Source organism: Amycolatopsis echigonensis, from assembly GCF_002846615.1.
GTDB lineage: Bacteria > Actinomycetota > Actinomycetes > Mycobacteriales > Pseudonocardiaceae > Amycolatopsis > Amycolatopsis echigonensis.
This window is the reverse complement of record NZ_PJMY01000003.1, coordinates 3,406,918-3,429,930: the sequence shown is the minus strand read 5'-3', so window position 1 is coordinate 3,429,930 and position 23,013 is coordinate 3,406,918. Positions and strand designations below refer to the sequence as shown.

The following is a 23,013-nucleotide window of genomic DNA, read 5'->3' as shown; positions in this document are numbered from 1 at the left end:
CGCACCGGCGCCCCAGCCCGGACATGGAACGGAGCCTGGCGCGGGCGAACCGCACCAGGCTCCGAGCCTTTCCCCTCTTGGTCAGGCCGCTCAGGCCCCCGGAACGGGAACCGGCGCGGGCACCGGCGGCGTCGGCAGCGGCGGCGTCGGAACCGGAAGCGGCGGCACCGGCACCCCGCCGAGCAGACCGCCGAGCAGGCTGGTGACCGTGGCGAGCAAACCCTTGATCAGGTCGCTCACCGCCTTGAGCGGTCCGGGCAGGTCCGGCAGCGGCGGGATCGGCAACGGCGGGATTTGCCGCGGCGTCGCCGTCGGGTCGCTGAGGAGCCGGTTGGACTCGTCCGCGCGGACCTTCGCCGCCGACGAGAGTTGCTGGGTTTCGGATTGGACCTGGTAGCGCTTGCCCGCCGCGATGTCCGCGAGCACCGGACTGAGCCGCGTGAGGTCCGCCCTCGTCTTCGCGACATCCCCGGCGTACGCCACCTTGGTCAGGTCGTCACGCATCTGCAGCACCTGCGCGGCGACGGCTTGCGTGGCCGAGGAGCCTTTGCCGCCCGCCGGGCTCGCGGAGGCCATCCCCGAAGTGCCGACGGCCAGCAGACTGGCCGCGGCTACTACCGCGATGATCCTCCCGATCTTGCCTTTCATTCTTTACCTCCCTGGCCTCTGGGACCTGCCGGGTAAATCGATACCCGCCGTGTCGGCCCAACACCAGCCGATCACCGGATAGGGAGGTTTTCTAACCCTTACGTGCCGAATCCAAGAACCGGGAACCGGCCCGCAATTGATTAACGTGGACAGCTTGCGCGTCCCCCGACAATCACGGACCGCGGACCTGAATCTGACTCATGGTAGTCAGATTGCCCGAATGGCGGTATCGCTCACTCACACAGGCGTAGTTCGTGATCGATTACCTTCATCACCCCGTCGGGACGCGACCTCTCGCTCGTCCGACCGTGGCGTTCCCCCACGCACGCACCGCCGCCCGCTTTCGGGTCCGCTCCCGTTTCTCCGGGGAATCGCTGCCGCTTCGACCGGAGAACTCCAAGGTCGGCGCAGAAATATGAAAAACTGTTCGCGAATGGGCGGCGAGAATGCTTTTTCGCGTTGCCGATGAAGTTAGCAGCCAGGTCGCGGGCGCATTTTCCGGGTCCGCCGAACGCTTGCGCGACACCCGGCCGGGTGTGCGGGAGGCCCCCGGCCGGTGTGACGAAAAGAAGTTGCACGCTCGTACCAACTCTTGCTCTCATGGGGTACGTGCCATTTCAGCCGTATCGCCGCGTCCTGAGCGTCCCCGGACTCCGCCCGTCGATGGCGCTGATGTTCTTCGCCCGCGTGCCCATGACGATGACTGGCGTGACGCTGACGCTGTACGTCGTCAGCGGTCTCGGCCGGGGCTACGGTGCGGCCGGCGTCGTCGGCGCGGCCGTCACGCTGGGCATGGCACTCGGCGCGCCGGCGATCGGGCGGACCATCGACCGGTACGGCCTGCGCCCGGTGGTCGCGGTGTGCGGGCTGTCGTCCACCGCGTTCTGGTTCGCGGCACCGCATCTTTCTTACGGGGCACTGGTGGCGTGCGCGCTGCCCGCCGGCGTGCTGTCGGTGCCCGCGGGCTCGCTCGCGCGCCAGATCCTGGCCGCGCTCGTGCCCGCCGAGCAGCGGCGCGCGGCGTACTCGCTGGACACGATCCTGGTCGAGGCGTCGTTCATGATCGGCCCGGCGGCCGGGATCGCGGCGATCTCGTCACTGTCGGCGACCCTGACGCTCAGCGGCATCGGCACCGTCTTCGGCGTCACCGCGCTGCTGATCTTCCTGCTCAACCCGCCGATCCGGAACGAGGACGAACTCGCCCCGACCGGCACCGTACGGCCGCCGCTGCGGTCCTGGCTGACCGGACGGCTGCTGGCGACCCTGCTGATCGCCGCCGGGACGCTGTTCTGCCTGGTCGGCACGGAGGTCGCGACGCTGGCCGCGCTGCGCTCGCACGGCGACGTCGGGTGGACCGGCCTGGTCATCGCGGTGATGTGCGCGGCGTCGATGCTCGGCGGCATCGTGCACGGCGCGGTGCGGAAGTCGCTGCCGCAGGGGTTGCTGATGCTGCTGCTGGCGCTGCTGGTGATCCCGGTCGGGCTCGCGACGCAGCCGTGGTGGCTGCTGATGCTCCTGCTGATCCCGACCAACCTGCTGTGCGCCCCGACGCTCGCCGCCACGACGGAATCGGTCAGCGAACTCGCGCCGCCCGCGGTGCGCGGCGAGGCGATGGGCCTGCAAGACGCCTCGACGCGGCTCGGGCTGGCCGCGGGGAGCCCGGTGGTCGGCTTCGCGATCGACCATTCGAGCCCGGCGTGGGGCTTCGCAGCGGCCGGATGCGGCGGGCTGGCGCTTGCGGCGCTGGGGCTGGTGTGGTCGCTGCGCCTGCGCCGGAGCTCGGTGCGGACCCCTTCGCTGGCGGCCGCGGTCCGGGCTCGCCGCTGAGCTGAGCAGCCCCAATGTGGCATTGGGCGCGTCCGTGAAGGGCTCCTTGACGGAATCCGATTCCCGCAAGGAGCCCTTCACGGACTTTTGCGGGAGCAGAGAGCTGCGCCGGAGCCGGGTAGCGGTCAGCTGCAGGCTTTGCGCAACCCGTCGAGCTTTTCCAGGTTCCGCTTGGTCCACCGGGCGATCACGCCGGCGTCCTCGAGGTGTTCCTTCTGCACCTGGACGTACGAGTCAGCCATGCCGAGCAGAGCGTTCTTGACGTTCTCCTCCTGGACATTCGCCGCCAGCTCGCGCAGCCGCCGTTGCTTGTCCTGTGCGCGGGCCTTGAGCTTTTCGCCGTCCACCAACGGGTTCAAGTCCGCCAGTCCCAGCGCTTCGGTGCACGCGGAGACCTTGTCGACCGCGGAATTGGTCTGCTTGACCGCCGAATCGACCTGGTCGCATCCGGCCAGCAGTGTTCCGGCCGCCACCAGGACGACCGCCACCCCCCAGCTTTTCATGCACTTCAGCGTAGCGGGTCCCGCGGGCGCACCAGCGCGATTCGCCCGCGGGACTCCTCATCCCTTCACGCACACGACCTGCTTGAGGTGAGCGACCACCTCGACCAGGTCAGTCTGCGCCTGGATCACCGTCTCGATGTCCTTGTACGCGGCCGGGATCTCGTCGACGACCCCGGTGTCCTTCCGGCATTCCACGCCCGCGGTCTGCGCGGCGAGGTCGGCCGCGGTGAAGGTCTTGCGCGCCTTCGTCCGCGACATCCGCCGTCCGGCCCCATGCGACGCGGACTCGAACGACGCGGCGTTGCCGAGCCCGCGCACGATGTACGAGCCGGTGCCCATGCTGCCTGGGATGATCCCGAGATCTCCGGAGCCGGCCCGGATCGCGCCCTTGCGGGTGACGAGCAGGTCGACGCCGTCGTAGGTTTCCTCGGCGACATAGTTGTGGTGACACGATATTGCGTCGTCGAAAGTCGTCCCGGGAATGACTTCCGCGACCGCGAGCTTCACCAGCGCGATCATCGTCGCCCGGTTCCGCGCCGCGTAGTCCTGTGCCCAGAAAAGGTCACGCCGGTACGCCTGCATTTCCGGCGTGTCCGCGACGAACACCGACAGGTCGGGGTCCGGCAGATCCTGGTTGTGCGGCAGCTTCCGCGCGATCGCCATGTGGCGCTCGGCGAGTTCCTTGCCGATGTTGCGCGAACCCGAATGCAGCATCAGCCACACGCGGCCCTCGTCGGCTCCGCCCTGTTCGAGGCAGACCTCGATGAAGTGGTTGCCGCCGCCGAGGCTGCCGATCTGCCGCGCCGCCCGGTCGTGCAGGCCTTGAACACCCTCGTGCAGGTCGCCGAACGACTTCCAGAACGTGTCCCAGCCGCCGACACCGTGCACCTTCGCGGTGTTGACCGGCGTCTTGTGCAGCCCGAAGCCGACCGGTACCGCCGCCTCTATCCGCTTGCGCAGCTTGCCGAGGTCGTCCGGCAGATCGCTCGCGGTGAGCGAGGTCCGCACCGCGCTCATCCCGCAGCCGATGTCGACGCCGACCGCGGCAGGGGAGACCGCGTCGCGCATCGCGATGACGCTGCCCACCGTCGCGCCCTTGCCGTAGTGGACGTCCGGCATGACCGCGACGCCGTGCACCCAAGGCAGGTTGGCGACGTTGCGCAGCTGACGCATCGCTTGGTCCTCGACCGACGCGGGATCTGCCCACATCCGGATCGGAACGCGCTCGCCGTCCACCGCCGTGTACATGACTTTCCTTTCCCAGAACGAAGTTTGCCCGTTCAGCATCCGGCACTCCGGCGCTCGCGACAACGGGTTTTCGGACATCCGGCATCCGGATCGCGCTGCCGGAAGCCGCAGCGGGGACCGGTCCCGGAGAACCAGTGGTCTCCTGGCGGCGATGCTGCTGCTCGAGGCGATCCTGACGTTCGCCACGAATTCGCAGGCCGCGGGCACACCGGTCGGGCTGCTCCTGTGGGTTTCCTGATGCAGGCCGTGCTGCGTCCGCTGCAGAAGCCGGAGATCCGGGTCGCGTTCGGGCTGAAACCGATTAAGCCTCGGCAGAAGAAGAAATAAAACTGCCCGGCCCCTGACCAGGGACCGGGCAGTTTTTTCGGACTTGCTCAGCGGTTCTGGGCCACCAGTTCGGCGATCTGCACGGTGTTCAGCGCCGCCCCCTTGCGGAGGTTGTCGGCGGAGACGAACAGCGCCAGGCCGCGCCCGTCCGGGACACCCGGGTCGGTGCGGATGCGGCCGACCAGGCTCGGGTCGATGCCGGCGGCCTGCAGCGGCGTCGGCACGTCCGTCAGCCGCACGCCCGGCGCGTTCGACAGCAGTTCCGTCGCCCGCTCGACCGACAGCGGCCGTTCGAATTCGACGTTCACTGACAGCGAGTGCCCGGTGAACACCGGCACCCGGACGCACGTGCCGGACACCAGGAGGTCCGGGATGCCGAGGATCTTCCGGCTTTCGTTGCGCAGCTTCTGTTCCTCGTCCGTCTCGAACGTGCCGTCGTCCACAATGGACCCGGCCATCGGCAGGACGTTGAACGCGATCGGCGCGACGTACTTGGCCGGGGCCGGGAATTCCACCGCCGAACCGTCGTGCGTGAGCGAGGCCGCGCGCGTGGCGACGGCGTTCACCTGTGCGGCCAGTTCGTCGACGCCGGCCAGACCGCTGCCCGACACCGCCTGGTAGGTGCTCGCGATCATCCGCACCAGACCGGCTTCGTCGTGCAGCGGCTTGAGGACCGGCATCGCGGCCATCGTGGTGCAGTTGGGGTTCGCGATGATCCCCTTCCGCACGTCCTTGATCGCCTCCGGGTTGACCTCGCTGACGATCAGCGGCACGTCCGGGTCGCGCCGGAAGGCCGACGAGTTGTCGACCACGATCGCGCCCGCCTCGGCGAAGCGCGACGCGTGCTCGCGCGAAGTCGCGCCACCGGCGGAAAACAGCGCGATGTCCAAACCGGACAGATCAGCGGTCGCCGTGTCCTCGACGGTGATTTCCTGGTCTCGCCACGGCAACGTGCGTCCCGCGGAACGGGCCGAGGCGAAGTACCGGATCTGCTCGACCGGGAAGTCCCGCTCGTCGAGCAGCTTGCGCATTACGGCGCCGACCTGGCCGGTAGCCCCGACCACTCCGACCCGAAGTCCCTGCGCCATCAGCGACCACTCCCCGCGTAGACGACGGCTTCCTCGTCGCCGCCGAGTTCGAACGCCTCGTGGATCGCGCGCACGGCCTCGTCCAGCTGTGCGTCGCGGATCAGCACCGAAATGCGGATCTCCGAGGTGTTGATGATTTCGATGTTCACGCCCGCGTTGGCCAGCGCCTCGCAGAATGTCGCGGTGACGCCCGGGTGCGAACGCATCCCGGCGCCCACGAGCGACACCTTGCCGACGTGGTCGTCGTACAGGACCGACTCGAAGCCGATCTCCGCCTTGATCTTCTCGAGCTCCTTGACCGCCTTGGCCCCGTTGGCCTTCGAGAGCGTGAAGGTGATGTCGGTGCGGCCGGAGGAGGTGCTGGACACGTTCTGCAGCACCATGTCGATGTCGATTTCGGCGTCGGCCACGACCCGGAAGATCCTGCCCGCGGCGCCGGCGTGGTCCGGCACGCCGGTCACGGTGATCTTCGCTTCCGAGCGGTCGTGTGCCACACCGGTGATCAGCGCTTGTTCCACGGGGATCTCCTCGATCGATCCGGCCACCGTGGTGCCCGGCTTGTCGCTGTACGAAGAACGGACTCGGATCGGCACGCCGTAGCGGCGCGCGTACTCGACCGAACGCAGGTGCAGGATCTTCGACCCGCTCGCCGCGAGCTCCAGCATCTCCTCATACGGGATGGTGTCGAGCTTTTTGGCGTCCGGCACGATCCGCGGGTCGGCCGAATACACACCGTCCACATCGGAGTAGATCTCGCAGACGTCCGCGTTCAGCGCGGCGGCGAGCGCCACCGCGGTGGTGTCGGAACCGCCGCGGCCGAGCGTCGTGATGTCCTTGGTGTCCTGTGCCACGCCTTGGAAACCGGCCACCAGCGCGACGTAACCCTGCTCCAGCGCCTCGGTGACGCGGCTCGGAGTGACGTCGATGATGCGCGCGTTTCCGTGCACCGACGTGGTGACCACGCCCGCTTGGGAACCGGTGAACGACCAGGCTTGCGCGCCTTGCGCGGAAATGGCCATGGCGACCAGCGAGTTCGAGATGCGCTCACCGGCGGTGAGCAGCATGTCCATTTCCCTCTCCGGCGGCGCCGGGTTCACTTGCTGTGCCAGATCGAGCAGCTCATCAGTGGTGTCGCCCATCGCCGAGCACACGACGACCACGTCGTTGCCCGCCTTCTTGGTCGCGACGATCCGTTCTGCCACGCGCTTGATCCGGTCGGCACTTTCCAGCGACGATCCGCCGTACTTCTGGACCACGAGGGCCACGCCCGAACCTCCTTGACGGGCCGGGGCGTACTCCTTGGAGGGCACCGAGGAGCGCCCACGGCCCTTCATTTGGGGAAGAGCCTACCGGCGCGAACGGCGCTCGCCACCCCATCGAGTGGTCCGCCACCGCCCTTCCGGAGGGTGGGGAAGTAAATTTTCCTTAACGCCAGGGGAAAGCTCGAAGCCCTTCCTCCGGAGTGACGGAGAGCACTCCCGGTCGTACTACCGTTCGCCGCATGCGCAAACCAGCCGAGACGAGCGTTCCCGTCGCGCCGGCCATCGCCGAGCGCTGGAGCCCGCGAGCCTACGACGAGACCGCCGAGATCACCGGCGCCCAGCTGACCGCATTGCTCGAAGCCGCCAGGTGGGCGCCGTCTTTCGGCAACACCCAGCCGGCGCGCTACCTCGTCGGCCGCCGGGGCGATCCGGTGTTCCCGCGCATCCTCGCGACGCTGAACTCCGGGAACCAAGCCTGGGCGTTCCGGGCGAGCGCGCTGCTGATCGGCGTGATGGTCACCACGAACGAGAAGGGCGAGGTGCCCTACACCGACTACGGACTGGGCTTGGCGACCGAGAACCTCGTCCTGCAGGCGGTCGAACTCGGCCTGATCGCGCACCAGATGGCGGGCTTCTCGCCGGACGCGGTCCGCGCGGAGTTCGGCCTGCCGGACGAGGCGGTGGCCCGGGTCGCGATCGCGGTCGGCTCTCCCGCCGACCCGGCCGTGCTGGACGACCCGCGCCGGATCGAACGGGAACTGGCCCCTCGGCGACGGCTGCCGCTCGCGGAGTTCGCCTTCGGCGACCGATGGGGTTCTCCGGCGCTGTGACCGTTTCGTGAGCATTCGAGGGAACCGTCGCGGCATCGCTGAGGTCAGAGAGGCACCAAACCGGTCGGATCACTGAATCGGTTGGATAACTCTCAAGGAGCGACGAAATGCGTACTGCGATGCCGGTTGTACTGGCGGTTTCCGCAACGGCGATGGCGTTCGCGCTGTCCGGGTGCTCCAGCTCCTCCGAGGGGTCCACTCCAGCGATCGCCACTCCGCCCGCCTCGTCGGCCGCTGCGTCGTCGGCCGCGCCGTCCTCCTCGTCCGCCGCTGCCTCCTCCGCCGCGGAGTACACCAAGCAGGGCACGAAGCTGAAGATCGGCGAGAAGGCCGTGGTGCCGTTCAAGTCGCAGAAGAACGCCGGCGCGATCGGCGTGACGGTGACCGGCATCGACAAGGGCGCCGAGGCCGACCTGGCCCCGCTGAAGCTCGGCGACCGGGCCAAGGGGATGACGCCGTACTACATCCAGGTCAAGGTGACGAACGAGACCGGCTCGGACTTCTCGTACAGCTCGCTGGGCCTGATGAACGGCCTGCTCGCGGACGGCACCAGCGGTCCGCACGTGACGGTGATCGGCAAGTTCGAGAAGTGCGACAGCGGCAACTCGGGCAAGGCGTTCACGACGAAGGGCGCTTCGTACGACAGCTGTGTGCTGGCACTGGCCCCGGCGGGCGCGGAGGTCAAGGGAGCCAGCTACAGCGCGAGCACGTATCGGGACCTGGCACCGGAGACTGACTACGGCAAGGACGCGGTGACCTGGCAGTAAGCTCGGCGCGAGACCGCCGCGGGGGCGTCAGTCGAGGACTGGCACCCCCCTTTCGCGTCCTGGGGGAGAACTGATGCCTGACAGAAGACCGATCGTCTTGGCGGCGACGTTGGCGTTCGCGCTGTCCGCGTGTTCGAGCGCGCCCGACGCGCCGCCGCCGGGCACCGTCCCGGCCTCGGCACCCGCCTCGACCAGCGCGCCTGCGCGGACGAAGATCGCTTACACCAAGCCGGGCACGAAACTCAAAATCGGCGAGAAGGCCGTGGTGCCGTTCACGACCGACTCCTCGCCCGTCGGCGCGGTCGGGGTCACGGTGACTCGCATCGACCGGGGCACCCAAGCGGAACTGGCCCGGATGAACCTCGGCGACGACCTCACCGGACTGGTGCCGTTCTATGTCCAGTTCACCGTGTCGAACGAGACCGGCGACGACTTCTCCGCCTCCCGGGTGACCGGCGTGAGCGGCCTGCTCAAGGACGGCTCCAAAGGCAGGATGGAGCTGGCCCCGGACTCGCCGGAGTGCCACAGCGACGCCGCCGGCGTCTTCACGGCCAAGGGCGCGACCTACGGCACCTGCATGATGGAACTGGCCGTCCCCGGCACCACGGTGACCGGCGCGGAGTATGACGACGACTCCTACGCCTGGCTGGCCAAGGGCACGGACTACCAGGCAAATCCGATCATCTGGCAGCCGTGATCCCGGCTCAGCCGGCTCCGCCGACGCGGCGGATGATCTTCGCCAGGATCCCGGACACGATCAGCCAGAACACCGCCGCGATGCCGTAGTTCACCAGCACTCGCAGCTTCGCGTCGCTCGGGGTGAACAGGTCCTTGAAGCCGAGCGACAGGCCGTCGGCCCAGTTGCGGACGAACGAGACGATGCCGTTGCCCTGGTTGGCCTCGCCAATGACGAAAATCACGTGCAGCACCAGAACCGCGGCGAACAGCAGTCCGGCCCAGCGCACGAGTGACGCGAGAAAGGACACCGCGCGTTCCCGGGTGCGCCGCCAGTCCACCGGGGTGCGCTGGGGACGCGCCTTCGCCTCGGTTTCCTGTGCTTGTTCCGCGTGCTCGCCCATGCCGGGCAGTCTGGCACGTCGTCTCGCGGCCCGCTACCCGCTAGTAACAGGTATCAGCCACCAGACGTAACAGTTCGATCGCGACGGGCGGCTTCCCAAGCGGCGCGGCGGGTGGTTACAGTGACCCCGTGGCGCGTGAACTCCTGCTTCGCTGCCGCGACGGGGCCTGATCTGACCGGCTCCTCGTCGCGGGGCTTTGTGGTGCCGGTCGTCCGCACCGATCCCTTCAGGAGATTTTCCCGCGATGAGCACCGACCCCCGCACTTCTAACTCCCGTCTGCGCACGCCCTCTCGTCCCGCGCCCGCCGGACAGCCCTCGTGGAACCCGCAGCGCGGCACGTCCATGCCGGTTCACCGGTACCGCCCCTGGTACGACGTCGTCGAGAACATCGAGGTACCCGACCGCACCTGGCCGGACAAGCGCATCGAGCGCGCGCCGCTGTGGTGTGCGGTCGACCTGCGCGACGGCAACCAGGCGCTGATCGACCCGATGTCGCCCGCGCGCAAGCGCAAGTTCTTCGACCTGCTGGTCCGCATGGGCTACAAGGAGATCGAGGTCGGCTTCCCGGCCGCTTCGCAGACCGACTTCGACTTCGTGCGCGAGATCATCGAAGAGGGCGCGATCCCCGACGACGTGCACATCCAGGTGCTGACCCAGTGCCGTCCCGAGCTGATCGAGCGCACCTTCCAGGCGCTCGAGGGCGCGCCGCGGGCGATCGTCCACATTTACAACTCGACGTCGATCCTGCAGCGCCGCGTCGTGTTCCGCGAGGAGCGCGAGGGCATCAAGAAGATCGCCACCTCGGCCGCGGAAATGGTCGTCGAGCTGGCGGCGAAGCAGCCCGACACCGAGTTCCGCTTCCAGTACTCGCCCGAGTCCTACACCGGCACCGAGCTGTCGTACGCGCTCGAGGTGTGCAACGCGGTCACCGAGATCTGGCAGCCGACCCCGCAGAAGCCGGTCATCCTGAACCTGCCGGCGACCGTCGAGATGGCGACGCCGAACGTCTACGCCGACTCGATCGAGTGGATGAGCCGCAACCTGGAGCGCCGCGATTCGGTGATCCTGTCGCTGCACCCGCACAACGACCGCGGCACCGGCATCGCCGCCGCCGAACTGGGCTACCAGGCCGGCGCGGACCGGATCGAGGGCTGCCTGTTCGGCAACGGCGAGCGCACCGGCAACGTCGACCTGGTCGCGCTGGGCATGAACCTCTACAGCCAGGGCATCGACCCGCAGATCGACTTCTCCGACATGGACGAGATCAAGCGGACCGTCGAGTACTGCAACCAGCTGCCGGTCCCGGAACGCTCGCCGTGGGGCGGCGACCTGGTGTTCACCGCCTTCTCCGGCAGCCACCAGGACGCGATCAACAAGGGCCTCGACGCGATGAAGGACGCCGCGGACAAGAAGGGCGTCCCGGTCGACGAGCACCCGTGGGAGGTCCCGTACCTGCCGATCGACCCGAAGGACGTCGGCCGCACCTACGAGGCCGTGATCCGGGTGAACTCGCAGTCCGGCAAGGGCGGCGTCGCCTACATCATGAAGGCCGAGCACCAGCTGGACCTGCCGCGCCGGCTGCAGATCGAGTTCTCGAAGGTCATCCAGGCTTACACCGACACCGAGGGCGGCGAGGTCGACCCGGCCACCATGTGGCGCGCGTTCTCGGCCGAGTACCTGGAGTCGAAGACCCCGCTGGAGCTGATCAAGCAGCGGGTCACCGACAACGGCGGCGGCGAGTACGACCTCGAGGCCACGGTGAAGGTCGAGGGCGACGAGCACGAGATCACCGGCCGCGGCAACGGGCCGATCGCCGCGTTCTTCGACGCACTGTCCACTGTGGGCTATGACCTGCGGCTCCTGGACTACAGCGAGCACACGCTGAGCCCGGGCGACGACTCGCGCGCCGCGTCCTACATCGAATGCGCGATCTCCGACCGCGTGTTCTGGGGCATCGGCGTCGACCCGTCGATCGTCACCGCCTCGCTGCGTGCGGTAGTGAGCGCGGTCAACCGGGCCAACCGCTGACGTGGCCTGACCCGGCCGGATGCGAGCCGAGCGCCTGGTCGCGCTGCTCTTCACCCTGCACCGCAAACGCGCGGGCACCGTCGGGGAGCTGGCGGACGAACTGGGCGTGACCGAGCGGACGCTGCGGCGGGATCTCGCCGCGTTGCGCGAAGCCGGCGTGCCGCTCTGGAGCGAACCAGGGCGGTACGGCGGCATCCGGCTGGTCGACGGCTGGCGTTCGCGGCTCGACGGCCTCACCTCGCGTGAGGCCGTCGCGCTGCTGGCCCTCGACGTGCCGGACGCGCTGGCCGGGCTGGGCCTCGGCACCGCGGTGGCCGCGGCGCACGCGAAAGTGTCCGCGAGCATGCCCGCTGAGCTGCAGGAACAGGCCCGGACGGTCGCCGGCCGGTTCCATCTCGACGCCTCAGCCTGGTTCACCTCGCCGGATGACGCGGCCGCGCTGCCCGCGGTCGCGAAGGCGGTGTGGACCCAGCGGCGGCTGGACGTGCGCTATCGGCGGCGCGACAAGGTGACCCGGCGGACGCTCGATCCGCTGGGTCTCGTGCTGAAAGCCGGGGTTTGGTACCTGGTGGCGCGGTTCGACGCCGACCTGCGGACGTATCGCGTCTCCCGGTTGGAGGCGGTCGCCGAAACCGGTGAAACCTTCGCCCGGCCGGAAGAATTCTCGCTCGCGGATTGGTGGCGCACGTCGTCGGCGGAGTTCGAGAAGATGCCGCTGCCGTTGAAGGTGACGGCCCGGCTCGACCGGTCCGCGGCGGGTGCGTTGCGGCGGGTTTTCGGGCCGGAGCACGTGAACGAGGTGCTCGTGTCGCTCGGCCCGAAGGACGACGACGGGTGGGCCGAGGCCGAGTTCGCCATGGAGGGCAAGGAAGTCGCCGTCGGACAGCTGGTTTCCCTCGGCCCCGGCGTCGAGGTGCTGACCCCGCCGGAGATCCGCGCCGCGGTCGCGGAATTCGGCAAAACCCTCGCCGATCGCAACCGTCCGTGAAGGGCTCCTTGAGGGAATCTGATTCCCGCAAGGAGTCCTTCACGGAACGTAGGCATCAGCGGTAGCCGGTGGCGTCGGCGGGCTTTCCGGGTTCCTGGACCTCTTCGATGTACCGCCACGCGTCCGGACGGCTGCCGTCCACGTCGTCGATCTCGTAGACCTTCGCCAGCTGCCCGCTGGAAACGGTCTGGCCGGTCCAGCGGTGCCGGTCCGGGTCGGCGGCGAGCGCGACGACGGTGCGGCCGGAGAACGTCGGGGATTCCGAGATCACGAAGTGCGGCTCGCGGACCGTCGCGTCGCGCCAGTTTTCCTCGGCGACCTCGAAGATCTCCAGCATCGCTTCCGACCGCAGCCACCCCGGCGTGAACGCGACCGCGGTGCAGTCGTGCGCTTTCAGCTCGGCCGCTTCGCCAACGGCCAGGACGTTGATCGCCGCCTTGGCCAGGTAGTACGGCAGCGACGTGCCCTGGCGATACTTCCGGTTGTACTCGGCGGTGCCGTCGGTCAGCTCGATCACGAGTCCGCCCGGACGGCGGATCACCAGCGGAAACAGGTGGTGGCTGGTGATCAGGTGGGCGTCGAGGGACAGCCGCATCATCCGCAGGCTGGCGTCCAGCGAATGTTCCCAGACCGGTTTGCCCCACTCCAGGTAGCGGTCGCCGCCCCAGATGCCGTCGACCAGGATGTCGAGTCCGCCGTGCTCGGCGTCGATCCGCTCGGCGAGCGCGGCGACCTCGTCGCTCACCAGATGGTCGACCCGTAGTGCGATTCCCTTGCCTCCCGCGGCTTCGATCTGCTCCAGAGTGTCCTCAATGGTCTCCGGACGGTCCACTTCGGACCGTCCGGCTCGAGTCGTGCGACCGGTCACGTACACGTACGCCCCGGCCCGGCCCAGCTCGACCGCAATTGCCCGGCTCGCCCCGCGCGTGCCGCCCGCCACGAGCGCGACCTTGCCGGCCAGTTCCCCGCTCATTCGGTTCGTCCCCTTTTCTGTCGGTGGACCACCAGCGTGCGCGGGAACCCTGACATCCTCTGTCCGGGTTCCCGGGAAAGCTATGACCCGGCTGTGCCTTGCTGTGAAGAGCCGGTGATTGGGACTCATCCGGGCTGGCGCGGCGGTTTCATATAAGTGCAGGTGGCGAAGCCACTCCGGGGAGGGCAGTGGAGGGGAGGAAGGTCGAGATGAACGCTACGACGGCTGGACTGATGGTGTTGTTCGTCGTCTCGCTGGTGCCGCTGTTGCCCACCGAGGTGACCCTGCTCGGCATGGGCGTGACCGCCGCGCAGCACGGGACTTCGCTGGCCGTCGTGATCGCGGTCGCCAGCCTCGGCTGCCTGCTGTCCGACCAGGCGTTGTACGCGCTCGGGCGGTTCGGCGGGGCGCGCGTGCTGACCCGGCTGGGCCGTCGGCGCAAGCTGGCCGCGGGGCTGACCTGGCTCGACGGCCGCTTGCAGCGGCATCCGCGTCCGGTCCTGGTCGTCGCGCGGTGGCTGCCGTCCGGTGGGACGGTCGGCGCGCTGCTGGCCGGCTCGTTGCGGTGGCGGTTTACCGAGTTTCTGACCGCGTCCGCGGTCGGCGTGCTGCTGTGGACGTCGTATGTCGCATTGCTCGGCTTCGCCGGCGGACAGCTGGTGACCGAGCCTGGGCTGAGCCTCGCGCTGTCGCTGACCATCGCGGTGCTGCTGGGCTCGGCGATCACCGTGGGGATTCGACGGCACGCAGCGCCGAGTACAGCGCCTTGATCAGCGGTTCGTTCTCCGGAGCGGCCGCGGCCGGGAACGGGATGCGGCGACGGGTGTAGCCGTACGCGATGCCGTTGCGAGGGTCGGCGAATGCCTGCTGACCGCCCGCGCCGCTGTGTCCGAGACTGCCTTGGCCCAGCTCCGGGTACCGCTCGCTGGTGACGTGGAAGCCGACGCCGAACGCTTTGTGCTCGCGCAGCACCACGTCGTACCCGACGGACTGGATTTGCCCGAACTCGGCGGCGATTTCCGGCTTCAGCAGCGGCGGTTCGCCGTCGAGCGGGCTGATCGCCGCCGCGTACATCCGGGCCAGGCCGCGGGCGGAGGCGACGCCGCCGAACGACGCCGCGCCGAGCCGCCGGACCTCCGGGAAGTTCGGCAGTTCCCACACCTCCGGGCCCTGTGGATGGTGCCGGTTGAACGCGATGCCCGGCAGGCTGTTCGCGGCGGGCAGCGGAAGCTGTCGTTCGGGAGTCAGCACCATCGGTTGCGTGCTCACGAATCTCGGCTCCAGTTCGGCGGGCAGGCCGAGGTAAAAGTCGACTGCGTACGGATCGCGGACCCGGTCGGCGAAGTGTTCCTGGAGAGTGCGGCCGGTTGCGCGACGGACGACCTCGCCGCTGAGCGCGCCGACCACCAGTGCGTGGTAGCCGAACGCGCTGCCCGGCCGCCAGAACGGACGTTGCCGGGCCAGTCGTTCGGCGACGACGCGGTCGTCGGCGAGGTCCGCGCGCGAGAACCCTTCGTCGGAGCCGACCAGTCCGCCTCGGTGCGCCAGGAGATCTCGCAGGGTGACGTCTTGTTTGCCTTCGGCGGCGAATTCCGGCCAGTAGTGGCTCACGCGCTGATCCAGGTCCAGCACGCCGTCCTGGACCAGCAGCGCGACGGTCAGGTGCGCTGCCCCTTTCGACGCGGAGTACGCACCCAGCAGGGAGTCTCCGTCGATGTCCTGGCCGGTCCAGAGGTCGACCACTTGCTCGCCGCGGTGGTACGCCGCCAGCTGGGCGGATCCGTCGGCCACCGCGGCGAACTCGTCTCGTACTCGTTCGAAACCTGGCTTCACTGTGCCGTGGACGGTCGTCATGCCACCACGCTACCGCAATTTGTAACCATTGGTCACTAACGTAGAGTCCTGGGCATGACCCGACCCCGGCCCGGCCGTCCCGCGCAGCTCGATCGCGAGCGGATCGTCGACGCCGCGTTGTCCGCCGGGAACCTCGACACGTTGACCATGCGCGAGCTGGCGGCTCGACTGGGAGTGACGCACGGCGCGCTCTATCGCTGGGTCGCCAATCGGGACGCGCTGTTCGATCTCGTCAGCGAAGTGATGCTGGAGCGGGTGCTTCCGGAGGACGGGCCGCCGCGACGGTCTTGGCGGCCATGGCTCGCGAAGGTCGCGTGGGCGATGCACGATCAGTTCCTCGCGGTACCCGGTTATGCGACTCGATTGTCCCGGCCGCATCGGCACAACCCGGATTCCTTTGGGCGACTGCGCACTCAGGTGGTCACCACGTTCACGAACGCCGGTGTGCGGCCGGAGCTGGCCGAGCAGAGCTGGTACATCTTCATCACGTGCACGGTCAGCTGGCTTGCGGTGCGGGAAAATCCGCTCGACCTCGGGCCGGACGCGCCGCGCTTCGAGCTGTTTCTCGACACGTTGCTGCGAGGTCTGCCCGCTCGGGAACCCGGCTAGGTCGTCAGAGCGGCTACCTCGGCGCGCATCTCGTCGATCACGGTCGCGACGGCCGGACGGTTCGCGGCGCCGGTGCGGCACACCGCTTCCACCAGCCGCGCCGCGCGGATTCCGGCCAGCGGGCGGCCGACCAAACCGCTGCCGCGTCGAGTGTCCATTGTGTACCGAGGCATCAACGCGATCCCGTGCCCGGCCGCGACGAGCCGTTCGGTGATCCGGAAATCGTTGATGCGCTGGACGATCTGCGGCCGCACGCCGGTGCGCACGGTCAGCGACCGCAGGACGTCGTCCACCGGGAAGCCGTGGTCCACCGAGATCCAGCGTTCGTCGGCGAGATCGGCCAGGCCGACGCGGCGGTTGCGGGCGAGGCGGTGGCCGACGGGGAGGGCGACGTCCAGCGGTTCGCGCAGCAGCGGGACGACGTCGAGGCGTTCGGTGTCGAACTCGGGCGCGTGCTCGTCGCGGTGCGCGACGACCACGTCGTAGTCGGCGACCAGGCCGGGCACCTGCGACGGAACCATGTCGACGTCGCGGACGTCGACCTCGAGGTTTTCGTGCTGGTCGATGCGGCGCAGCAGGCCGGGCAGGAGCATCAGGCCGGCGGATTGGAAGATCGCGATCCGCACGCGTCCGCGCGGGGCGCTGCGGTAGGTGTCCAGCTCCGCCTCAGCCCGGTCCAGCGCGGCCAGCACGTCGTCGGCGCGGGCAACGAGCGCGCGTCCCGCGTCCGTGAGCCGCAGGCCGCGGCCAGCCGGTTCGGTGAGCGCGATGCCGACCTCCGCCTGCAACGCGCGCAGCTGCTGCGAGATCGCCGACGGCGTGCAGTGCAACGCCCGAGCCGCGGCGGTGACGCTGCCCCGATCGGCGAATTCGCGCAGCGTCCGGAGCCTGCCCAAGTCCATCCGCGCAGTGTATGTGAAGCGTCGCTACACAGTCAGTGCAGATTTTCTCGCTAGTGCTTCAAGGTATGACTCGGCAGAGTTGAGGCATGGCCATCCGGGACCGTCTGCTCGCCGTGTTCGTCGCCGTCTTGTGGGGCCTGAATTTCATTGCGATCCACGCCACCCTCGGCCAGTTCCCGCCGATGTTCGCGGGCGCGCTGCGGTTCCTGCTGATCGCCGTCCCGACGGTCTTCCTCGTGCCGCGGCCGCGCGTGAAGCTGCGTTACCTCCTGGGCTACGGACTCGGGTTCGGCACCGGACAGTTCGCGTTCCTGTTCGTCGCGATGCATCTGGGCATGCCGACCGGGCTGGCGTCGCTGGTGCTGCAGGCGTCCGCGCCGTTCACCGTGCTGCTGGGCGCGGTGCTGCTGCGGGAACGCGTCTCCGGACGGCAGCTCGCCGGGATCCTGCTCGCGGTCGCGGGCATGACGGCGATCGCCTGGCAGCAGTCCGCGCACGCCGCGCTCGTGCCGGTGCTGCTGACCTTGCTGGCGGCTCTGAGCTGGGCGATCGGCAACCTGAGCATGCGCCGCGCGGAGCCGGACAACCCGCTCCACCTGACGCTGTGGATGTCCGTGGTGCCGCCGCTGCCCATGCTGGCGTTGTCGAGCATCTTCGAGGGGCCTGGTGCTGCCTGGCATTCGCTGGCGACGCTCGGCACCAAAACCGGCCTGATCGGCATCGCGGGGCTGGCGTACGTGGTCATCTTCGGGACGGTCGTGGGCTCCGGCATCTGGACCACGCTGATGCGCCGCAACCCGGCGGGCGTGGTCGCGCCGTTCTCGCTGCTGGTGCCGGTGGTGGGGTTGACCGCGTCGTTCTTCATCCTCGGCGAGGTGCCGACGGTGCTCACCCTGGTCGCGGCGGCGGTCGTGATCGGCGGGGTGCTGCTGGGGTCGCTGCGGCGGAAGCCCGCGGTTACGCCGGAGGAACTGCTGCCGGTGTGAGATCACCCGCCGTTTGCCGCCGCTCAGAGAAAACCCCCGGCAAGTCCGAAGACCCACCGGGGGAATCCCGCCAGCCGAGCTCAGGCGACCGCGTCGTTCTTCTCTTCCGACTGCGAGGACGACGTCGCGTTGCGGGCCATGCGCTTCTTCAGCACCAGCGTCACCACCACGCCGATCACCAGCGCCGCTCCGAGGCCGGCCCACTGGAAGCCCTTGAGCCATTTGTCGGCGACCACGCCCAGGTAGTAGATGAGCGCCGTCGTTCCGCCCGCCCAGATGATGCCGCCCAGTGCGTTCGCGATCAGGAAGCGCGGGTAGTGCATGTTCAGCGACCCGGCGAGCGGGCCGGCCAGGATGCGCAGCACCGCGACGAACCGGCCGAAGAAAACGGCCCACATGCCGCGTTTGTGGAACATCCGTTCCGCGCTCGCGACGTGGTCGGGGCCGAAATGCTTGGGGAACTTCCGGCCCGCCCAGGCGAACAGCCGTTTGCCGCCCTTCCGGCCGATCAGGTACCCGATGCTGTCGCCGACGATCGCGCCCGCCGACGCCAGCACGCCGATCCACACCGGGTTCAGCCCGCTGTGCGACGACGCCAGCAGCGCCGCGCTCACCAGCACGATCTCCCCCGGCAACGGAATGCCCAGGCTTTCGACCATCACCACCAAGCCCACCAACAGGTAGACCGACAGCGGAGGGATCGCCTCCAGCACGTGGTCGATGTTCACTGCCAACCCCCTTGTGATTCGTGCCTGGTCTCCGCAGGGTACCCAGCTGGCGAGGTCTCTCGCGTCAGCCTGGAGTCGGGAGTGGGGTCCGTCTTCCGGCCGGGTTTTTCAGGGTTTTTCCGGCATAACACGCAAAGCACGCGATTCGAAGTACTCCCGTTCCGGCAGGCTCAAGGTGCGCTGAGCCGCGCGGACGTAGCTGTCGCGAGCGCCTCGCGGGTCGCCGGACAGCTCGAGGAGATGGGCACGGACGACGTCGGCCCGGTAGTGGTCCAGATGCTCGATCGCGTCCAATTCGGCGAGAGCGACCGCCGGGCCCTCGACGCGGGCGAGCGCGACCAGGCGGTTGAGGCTGACCATCGGGCCGGGGGCGATCTGCCGCAGGAGGTCGTACAGCATCAGGATCTGCGGCCAGTCGGTGGCGTCGGCGGTCGGGGCTTCGGCGTGCACAGCGGCGATCGCGGCCTGCAGTTGGTACGGGCCCACCGGCGTGGTCGCCAGCGCGTGCTCGATGAGCGCGCTGCCTTCGGCGATCGCGGACGCGTCCCAGAGCGAGCGGTCTTGTTCGGCCAGCGGCACCGGAACACCGTCACGGCCGGTGCGGGCCGGGCGGCGAGCGTCGGTGAGCAGCATGAGGGCGAGCAGTCCGGCGACCTCGCCGTCAGCGGGCAGCAGAGCACGCAGTTGCCGGGCGAGCCGGATGGCCTCGGCGGTCAGTTCGACGCGGTTCACCGCGCTGCCAGAGCTGGCGGTGTGGCCTTCGGTGAACACCAGATACAGCACCTGCAATACCGCGGCCACGCGTTCCGGGAGCTCCTCCCGCGGCGGAAGGGCGAATTCCGCACCGCGCAGTTTCTGTTTCGCGCGGCTGATCCGCTGGCCGATCGTCGGCTCCGGGACCAGGTACGCGCGCGCGATTTCGGCCGTGGTCAGGCCGCCGACAGCGCGCAAGGTGAGAGCCACTTGCGACGGGCGGGTCAACGCGGGATGGCAGCAGAGCAACAGCAGCGTGAGGGTGTCGTCCTGCTGCGGCACGAGTTCGAACGGCGGCGGTTCCAGCGCGGCCACCGTCTCCTCACGACGGATCCGCGCGGCTTCGTTGCGCCACATCTCGATCCGCCGGCGCGAGGCGGTCGTGATGAGCCAGGCCTTCGGATTGTCCGGGACCCCGTCCTTCGGCCACTGCACGGCGGCGGCGAGCAGGGCCTCCTGCACGGCGTCCTCGCATTTGCCGAAATCGCCGTAGCGGCGGACGAGCGCGGTCAGCACCTGCGGGATGAGGTCGCGCAGGAGGCTGTCGATCACAGCTCGAAGTCCACGTCGCCGGTCAGCCCCATCACGGGCCGCACCTCGATCTTCGCGAACGGGGCCTCCGGGATCCGCGCGGCGATCTCCAGCGCACGGGCCTCCGAATCGCATTCCAGCAGGTAGAACCCGGCGAGCTGTTCCTTGATCTCGGCGAACGGGCCGTCGGTGGTGCTCACGCCGTCCGCGGTCACGTTGACCTGCTTCGTCAGCTCCGGCGCGGCCAGCCGTTCGGACACGATCCGCTCGCCGGTACCGTCCAGCTCCTCGTGCAACCGCTGGTAGGCGCGCAGGCCCGCGGCCTTCTGCTCGTCGTTCATCCCCGCCCAGGCCGCGCGCGACGCGGGGTTGCCGTAGATCAGGACCAGATACTTCATCGGGAGCCTCCTCGAAAAGTTTCTTCCACTCCTGATGTCGAAACCGAGCGGACGGCTTCGACGTCCCGGACGAACACCGCTTCCGGAAAAAGGAGAACACAAAATGTCCGAGAACGAGATCCGCGATCTGCTGGCCGAGCGCACCGCGGCGATGCACGCGAAGGACGCCCGGCGGGTCGTCGCGAGCTACGCGGAGAAGGCGGTCAAGTTCGATCTCGCGCCGCCGCTGCGCACGACCGGCGCGTCCGAGGACTACGTCGCGCAGTGGTTCAGCACCTTCGACGGACCGATCTCCTACACGTACCACGACGAGGAGATCACCGTGTCCGGCGATCTGGCGGTGGTCGCGGCGCTGGCGAAGCTGACCGCGACGCCGCGGGGCGAAAGCGAATCGTTCGCCCTCTGGTTCCGCAGCACATTTGCCTTGCGGCGCAGCGGAAACGGCTGGCTGATCGCGCACGAGCACAACTCGACGCCGTTTCACATGGACGGTTCGTTCCGCGCCGCCGTCGACCTCCAGCCCTGAAAAACGGTGAAGGGCTCCTCGAATTCCTTCGAGGAGCCCTTCACCGGCGGTCAGAGGATCTCAGCGGCCGAACCGACGTCCGGCGGGCCGAGGTCCGGGTTCAGCGCCCCGGCGTCGACCAGTTCCACCTCGACCTGGTGCGGCTGGATCCGCCCGTCGCGGATGTCCTCCGCGTAGTGGCAGGCCACCCGGTGCCCGTCGCCGATCTCGCGCAGCTGCGGACGATCCGTGGTGCACAGGCTTTCCTGCTTCCACGGGCACCGCGTGTGGAACCGGCAGCCCGACGGCGGATTGGCCGGCGACGGAAGGTCGCCGGCGAGCAGGATCTGCTCGCGGCTGTCCTCCACGACCGGGTCCGGCACCGGGATCGCCGACAGCAGCGCCTTCGTGTACGGGTGCAGCGGGTTCTGGTACAGCTCCTCCGACGTCGTCTCCTCGACCAGCGCGCCGAGGTACATCACGCCGATCCGGTCGGAGATGTGCCGGACCACCGCGAGGTCGTGCGCGATCACCACGTAGGTGAGACCGAGCTCTTCCTGCAGATCCTCCAGCAGGTTCACGACCTGCGCCTGCACCGAAACGTCCAACGCCGACACGGGTTCGTCCGCGACGATCAGGTCCGGCTCCACCGACAGCGCCCGCGCGATGCCGATGCGCTGGCGCTGGCCGCCGGAGAACTCGTGCGGGTACTTCCGCAGCGAGGTCTCCGGAAGGCCGACCGCGCTCAGCAGCTCGCGCAGCCGGGTCGCGGTCGATTCCTTGTCCTTGTCCAGCCCGTGCGCGCGCATGCCCTCGACGAGGATCGACTCGACCGACTGGCGCGGGTCCAGGCTCGACATCGGGTCCTGGAACACCATCTGCATCCGCCGCCGCGCCTTGCGCAGCTGCTCGCCCTTGAGCTGGGCGACGTCGGTGCCGTCGAACACGACCTTGCCGTCGGTCGGCTCGTTGAGCCGCAGGATCGCGCGGCCGAGCGTCGACTTGCCGCAGCCGGATTCGCCGACCAGGCCGTAGGTTTCGCCGCGGCGGATCGACAGGTCGACCCCGTCCACCGCGTACACGTGGCCCACGGTGCGGTCCACGACGATGCCGCGTTTGATCGGGAAGTGCACCTTGAGGCCGGTGACCTCGAGCAGCACCTCGTCGGTGTTCGCCACCGTCATCGGGTTCCTCCTCCTGCCGCCACGGCGGGTTCCACCGGGTTGTGGCAGCGCAGCAAGCCGTTCCGGTCGGGAACGAGCTCCGGCGAATCCTCCAGGCAGGCCTGGATCGCGTTCGGGCAGCGCGGCGCGAACGCGCACCCGCCGGCCCACGGGATGTTGTCGGCCACCGAACCGCGGATCGGCACCAGCTTCTCGCCGCGGCCCTCGTCGAGCCGCGGGATCGAGGCCAGCAGGCCGTGCGTGTACGGATGCCGCGGCTGCGCGAACAGCGAATGCCGCTCCTGGCGCTCCACGATCCGGCCGCCGTAAAGCACGTTGACCTCGTCGCAGAGCCCGGCGACGACGCCGAGGTCGTGCGTGATCATCACCAGCGCGGTTCCGGTGTCCTGCACCAGTTCCCGCAGCAGCGCGAGGATCTGCGCCTGGATCGTCACGTCGAGCGCGGTGGTCGGCTCATCCGCGATGAGCAGCCGGGGACGGCACGCCAGCGCGATCGCGATCAGCGCGCGCTGGCGCATCCCGCCGGAAAGCTGGTGCGGGTATTCGGAAAGCCGCCGCGCCGGGTCGGGAATGCCGACCTTGTCGAGCAGTTCCGCCGCTTCGACCCGCGCCTTCTTGCGCGGCATGTCGCGGTGGCGCTCCAGCACCTCGGTGATCTGCAGCCCGATCGGTATGACCGGGTTCAGCGAGGACAGCGGATCCTGGAACACCATGCCGAGATCGCGGCCGCGCCGGTCGCGCATTTCGCGGTCGGACAGGGTCAGCAGATCGGTGCCCTCGAACCGCACCGAACCGCTGACGGTGTTGCCGCGCTTGGCGAGCAGCCGCATGATCGCGAGCGAGGTCACCGACTTGCCGCAGCCGGATTCGCCGACCAGACCGACCGTCTGGCCGGGTTCGACGTCGAAACTCACGCCGTCGACCGCGGTGAACGGACGCTCGCCGCGGCGCTGGAACACGACCTTCAGGTCGCGGACTTCGAGAAGTGCCACGG

Annotated in this window: 25 protein-coding genes; 11 read left to right on the top strand and 14 right to left on the bottom strand. The window is 68.9% G+C overall.

Annotated elements, in window-relative coordinates; all coding sequences use genetic code 11:
- Window positions 1-90: 90 nt before the first annotated feature.
- Complete coding sequence (locus ATK30_RS21140) at window positions 91-648, bottom strand: hypothetical protein (RefSeq protein WP_101437074.1); 558 nt, start codon at window positions 646-648, stop codon at window positions 91-93.
- A gap of 663 nt (window positions 649-1,311) precedes the next feature.
- On the opposite strand from ATK30_RS21140, the gene ATK30_RS21135 reads away from it, so the two are divergent.
- On the top strand, window positions 1,312-2,475 hold the full coding sequence (locus tag ATK30_RS21135; RefSeq protein WP_167442202.1) for an MFS transporter: 1,164 nt from the start codon (window positions 1,312-1,314) through the stop codon (window positions 2,473-2,475).
- 125 nt (window positions 2,476-2,600) lie between these two features.
- Here the strand turns inward: ATK30_RS21135 and ATK30_RS21130 are convergent, their stop codons facing one another.
- Both ATK30_RS21130 and ATK30_RS21125 read right to left on the bottom strand, forming a co-directional pair.
- On the bottom strand, window positions 2,601-2,978 hold the full coding sequence (locus ATK30_RS21130; protein WP_101437073.1) for a hypothetical protein: 378 nt from the start codon (window positions 2,976-2,978) through the stop codon (window positions 2,601-2,603).
- A gap of 57 nt (window positions 2,979-3,035) precedes the next feature.
- Window positions 3,036-4,226, bottom strand: coding sequence for an RtcB family protein (locus ATK30_RS21125; RefSeq protein WP_101437072.1), 1,191 nt, complete (start codon window positions 4,224-4,226; stop codon window positions 3,036-3,038).
- On the opposite strand from ATK30_RS21125, the gene ATK30_RS21120 reads away from it, so the two are divergent.
- The gene (locus tag ATK30_RS21120) at window positions 4,225-4,464 is read left to right on the top strand and encodes a hypothetical protein (RefSeq protein WP_101437071.1); all 240 of its coding nucleotides are present in this window, start codon (window positions 4,225-4,227) and stop codon (window positions 4,462-4,464) included. The genes ATK30_RS21125 and ATK30_RS21120 overlap by 2 nt on opposite strands.
- Before the next feature lie 136 nt (window positions 4,465-4,600).
- Here ATK30_RS21120 and ATK30_RS21115 read toward each other — a convergent pair whose 3' ends face one another.
- Both ATK30_RS21115 and ATK30_RS21110 read right to left on the bottom strand, forming a co-directional pair.
- Complete coding sequence (locus tag ATK30_RS21115; RefSeq protein WP_101437070.1) at window positions 4,601-5,641, bottom strand: aspartate-semialdehyde dehydrogenase; 1,041 nt, start codon at window positions 5,639-5,641, stop codon at window positions 4,601-4,603.
- Window positions 5,641-6,906, bottom strand: a complete 1,266-nt coding sequence (locus ATK30_RS21110; protein ID WP_009084527.1) for an aspartate kinase — start codon at window positions 6,904-6,906, stop codon at window positions 5,641-5,643. Before ATK30_RS21110 ends, ATK30_RS21115 begins: the two co-directional genes overlap by 1 nt.
- A gap of 236 nt (window positions 6,907-7,142) precedes the next feature.
- On the opposite strand from ATK30_RS21110, the gene ATK30_RS21105 reads away from it, so the two are divergent.
- The 3 genes from ATK30_RS21105 to ATK30_RS21095 all read left to right on the top strand — a co-directional run bounded on the left by ATK30_RS21105 (window position 7,143) and on the right by ATK30_RS21095 (window position 9,197).
- On the top strand, window positions 7,143-7,733 hold the full coding sequence (locus tag ATK30_RS21105) for a nitroreductase family protein (RefSeq protein WP_101437069.1): 591 nt from the start codon (window positions 7,143-7,145) through the stop codon (window positions 7,731-7,733).
- A gap of 107 nt (window positions 7,734-7,840) precedes the next feature.
- On the top strand, window positions 7,841-8,500 hold the full coding sequence (locus ATK30_RS21100; RefSeq protein WP_101437068.1) for a hypothetical protein: 660 nt from the start codon (window positions 7,841-7,843) through the stop codon (window positions 8,498-8,500).
- A 73-nt stretch (window positions 8,501-8,573) separates the two neighbouring features.
- A complete protein-coding gene (locus ATK30_RS21095; protein ID WP_244194682.1) occupies window positions 8,574-9,197 on the top strand; it encodes a hypothetical protein in 624 nt (207 codons plus the stop codon).
- A 7-nt stretch (window positions 9,198-9,204) separates the two neighbouring features.
- Here ATK30_RS21095 and ATK30_RS21090 read toward each other — a convergent pair whose 3' ends face one another.
- Entirely contained in the window at window positions 9,205-9,579 is a 375-nt protein-coding gene (locus tag ATK30_RS21090) for a hypothetical protein (protein WP_101437067.1), read from the bottom strand.
- A gap of 244 nt (window positions 9,580-9,823) precedes the next feature.
- Here ATK30_RS21090 and leuA point away from each other — a divergent pair, with 244 nt between their 5' ends.
- Window positions 9,824-11,608, top strand: coding sequence for a 2-isopropylmalate synthase (gene leuA / locus ATK30_RS21085; protein ID WP_167441967.1), 1,785 nt, complete (start codon window positions 9,824-9,826; stop codon window positions 11,606-11,608).
- Window positions 11,609-11,627: 19 nt separating this feature from the next.
- Window positions 11,628-12,596 carry a helix-turn-helix transcriptional regulator gene (locus ATK30_RS21080; RefSeq protein WP_101437065.1) on the top strand — a complete coding sequence of 323 codons (969 nt, stop codon included), beginning with the start codon at window positions 11,628-11,630 and terminating at the stop codon, window positions 12,594-12,596.
- Window positions 12,597-12,651: 55 nt separating this feature from the next.
- On the opposite strand, the gene ATK30_RS21075 is transcribed toward ATK30_RS21080, so the two are convergent.
- Complete coding sequence (locus ATK30_RS21075; protein ID WP_101437064.1) at window positions 12,652-13,569, bottom strand: SDR family oxidoreductase; 918 nt, start codon at window positions 13,567-13,569, stop codon at window positions 12,652-12,654.
- Window positions 13,570-13,778: 209 nt separating this feature from the next.
- Here ATK30_RS21075 and ATK30_RS21070 point away from each other — a divergent pair, with 209 nt between their 5' ends.
- A complete protein-coding gene (locus ATK30_RS21070; RefSeq protein WP_101437063.1) occupies window positions 13,779-14,339 on the top strand; it encodes a DedA family protein in 561 nt (186 codons plus the stop codon).
- On the opposite strand, the gene ATK30_RS21065 is transcribed toward ATK30_RS21070, so the two are convergent.
- Window positions 14,293-15,423 (bottom strand): serine hydrolase domain-containing protein, encoded by a 1,131-nt coding sequence (locus ATK30_RS21065; RefSeq protein ID WP_101437062.1) that lies wholly within the window; start codon window positions 15,421-15,423, stop codon window positions 14,293-14,295. The genes ATK30_RS21070 and ATK30_RS21065 overlap by 47 nt on opposite strands.
- A gap of 54 nt (window positions 15,424-15,477) precedes the next feature.
- Between ATK30_RS21065 and ATK30_RS21060 the strand changes: the two genes are divergently transcribed.
- Window positions 15,478-16,032, top strand: a complete 555-nt coding sequence (locus ATK30_RS21060) for a TetR/AcrR family transcriptional regulator (protein WP_101437061.1) — start codon at window positions 15,478-15,480, stop codon at window positions 16,030-16,032.
- Here ATK30_RS21060 and ATK30_RS21055 read toward each other — a convergent pair.
- On the bottom strand, window positions 16,029-16,934 hold the full coding sequence (locus ATK30_RS21055; RefSeq protein ID WP_101437060.1) for a LysR family transcriptional regulator: 906 nt from the start codon (window positions 16,932-16,934) through the stop codon (window positions 16,029-16,031). The genes ATK30_RS21060 and ATK30_RS21055 overlap by 4 nt on opposite strands.
- Before the next feature lie 86 nt (window positions 16,935-17,020).
- Here ATK30_RS21055 and ATK30_RS21050 point away from each other — a divergent pair, with 86 nt between their 5' ends.
- Window positions 17,021-17,920, top strand: a complete 900-nt coding sequence (locus ATK30_RS21050; protein WP_101437059.1) for an EamA family transporter — start codon at window positions 17,021-17,023, stop codon at window positions 17,918-17,920.
- Between the two features lie 80 nt (window positions 17,921-18,000).
- On the opposite strand, the gene ATK30_RS21045 is transcribed toward ATK30_RS21050, so the two are convergent.
- The 3 genes from ATK30_RS21045 to ATK30_RS21035 all read right to left on the bottom strand — a co-directional run bounded on the left by ATK30_RS21045 (window position 18,001) and on the right by ATK30_RS21035 (window position 20,330).
- Window positions 18,001-18,648: a DedA family protein gene (locus ATK30_RS21045; RefSeq protein WP_101437058.1), complete on the bottom strand. Its 648-nt coding sequence runs from the start codon at window positions 18,646-18,648 to the stop codon at window positions 18,001-18,003.
- 108 nt (window positions 18,649-18,756) lie between these two features.
- A complete protein-coding gene (locus ATK30_RS21040) occupies window positions 18,757-19,953 on the bottom strand; it encodes an RNA polymerase sigma factor (RefSeq protein WP_101437057.1) in 1,197 nt (398 codons plus the stop codon).
- On the bottom strand, window positions 19,950-20,330 hold the full coding sequence (locus ATK30_RS21035) for a YciI family protein (protein WP_101437056.1): 381 nt from the start codon (window positions 20,328-20,330) through the stop codon (window positions 19,950-19,952). Before ATK30_RS21035 ends, ATK30_RS21040 begins: the two co-directional genes overlap by 4 nt.
- Before the next feature lie 103 nt (window positions 20,331-20,433).
- Here ATK30_RS21035 and ATK30_RS21030 point away from each other — a divergent pair, with 103 nt between their 5' ends.
- A complete protein-coding gene (locus tag ATK30_RS21030; RefSeq protein ID WP_167441966.1) occupies window positions 20,434-20,856 on the top strand; it encodes a YybH family protein in 423 nt (140 codons plus the stop codon).
- A 50-nt stretch (window positions 20,857-20,906) separates the two neighbouring features.
- Here ATK30_RS21030 and ATK30_RS21025 read toward each other — a convergent pair whose 3' ends face one another.
- Together ATK30_RS21025 and ATK30_RS21020 are read right to left on the bottom strand one after the other, a co-directional pair.
- Window positions 20,907-22,019, bottom strand: coding sequence for an ABC transporter ATP-binding protein (locus ATK30_RS21025; protein WP_101437054.1), 1,113 nt, complete (start codon window positions 22,017-22,019; stop codon window positions 20,907-20,909).
- Window positions 22,016-23,011: an ABC transporter ATP-binding protein gene (locus ATK30_RS21020; RefSeq protein WP_101437053.1), complete on the bottom strand. Its 996-nt coding sequence runs from the start codon at window positions 23,009-23,011 to the stop codon at window positions 22,016-22,018. The genes ATK30_RS21025 and ATK30_RS21020 overlap by 4 nt, the downstream gene beginning before the upstream one ends.
- Window positions 23,012-23,013 lie beyond the last annotated feature (2 nt).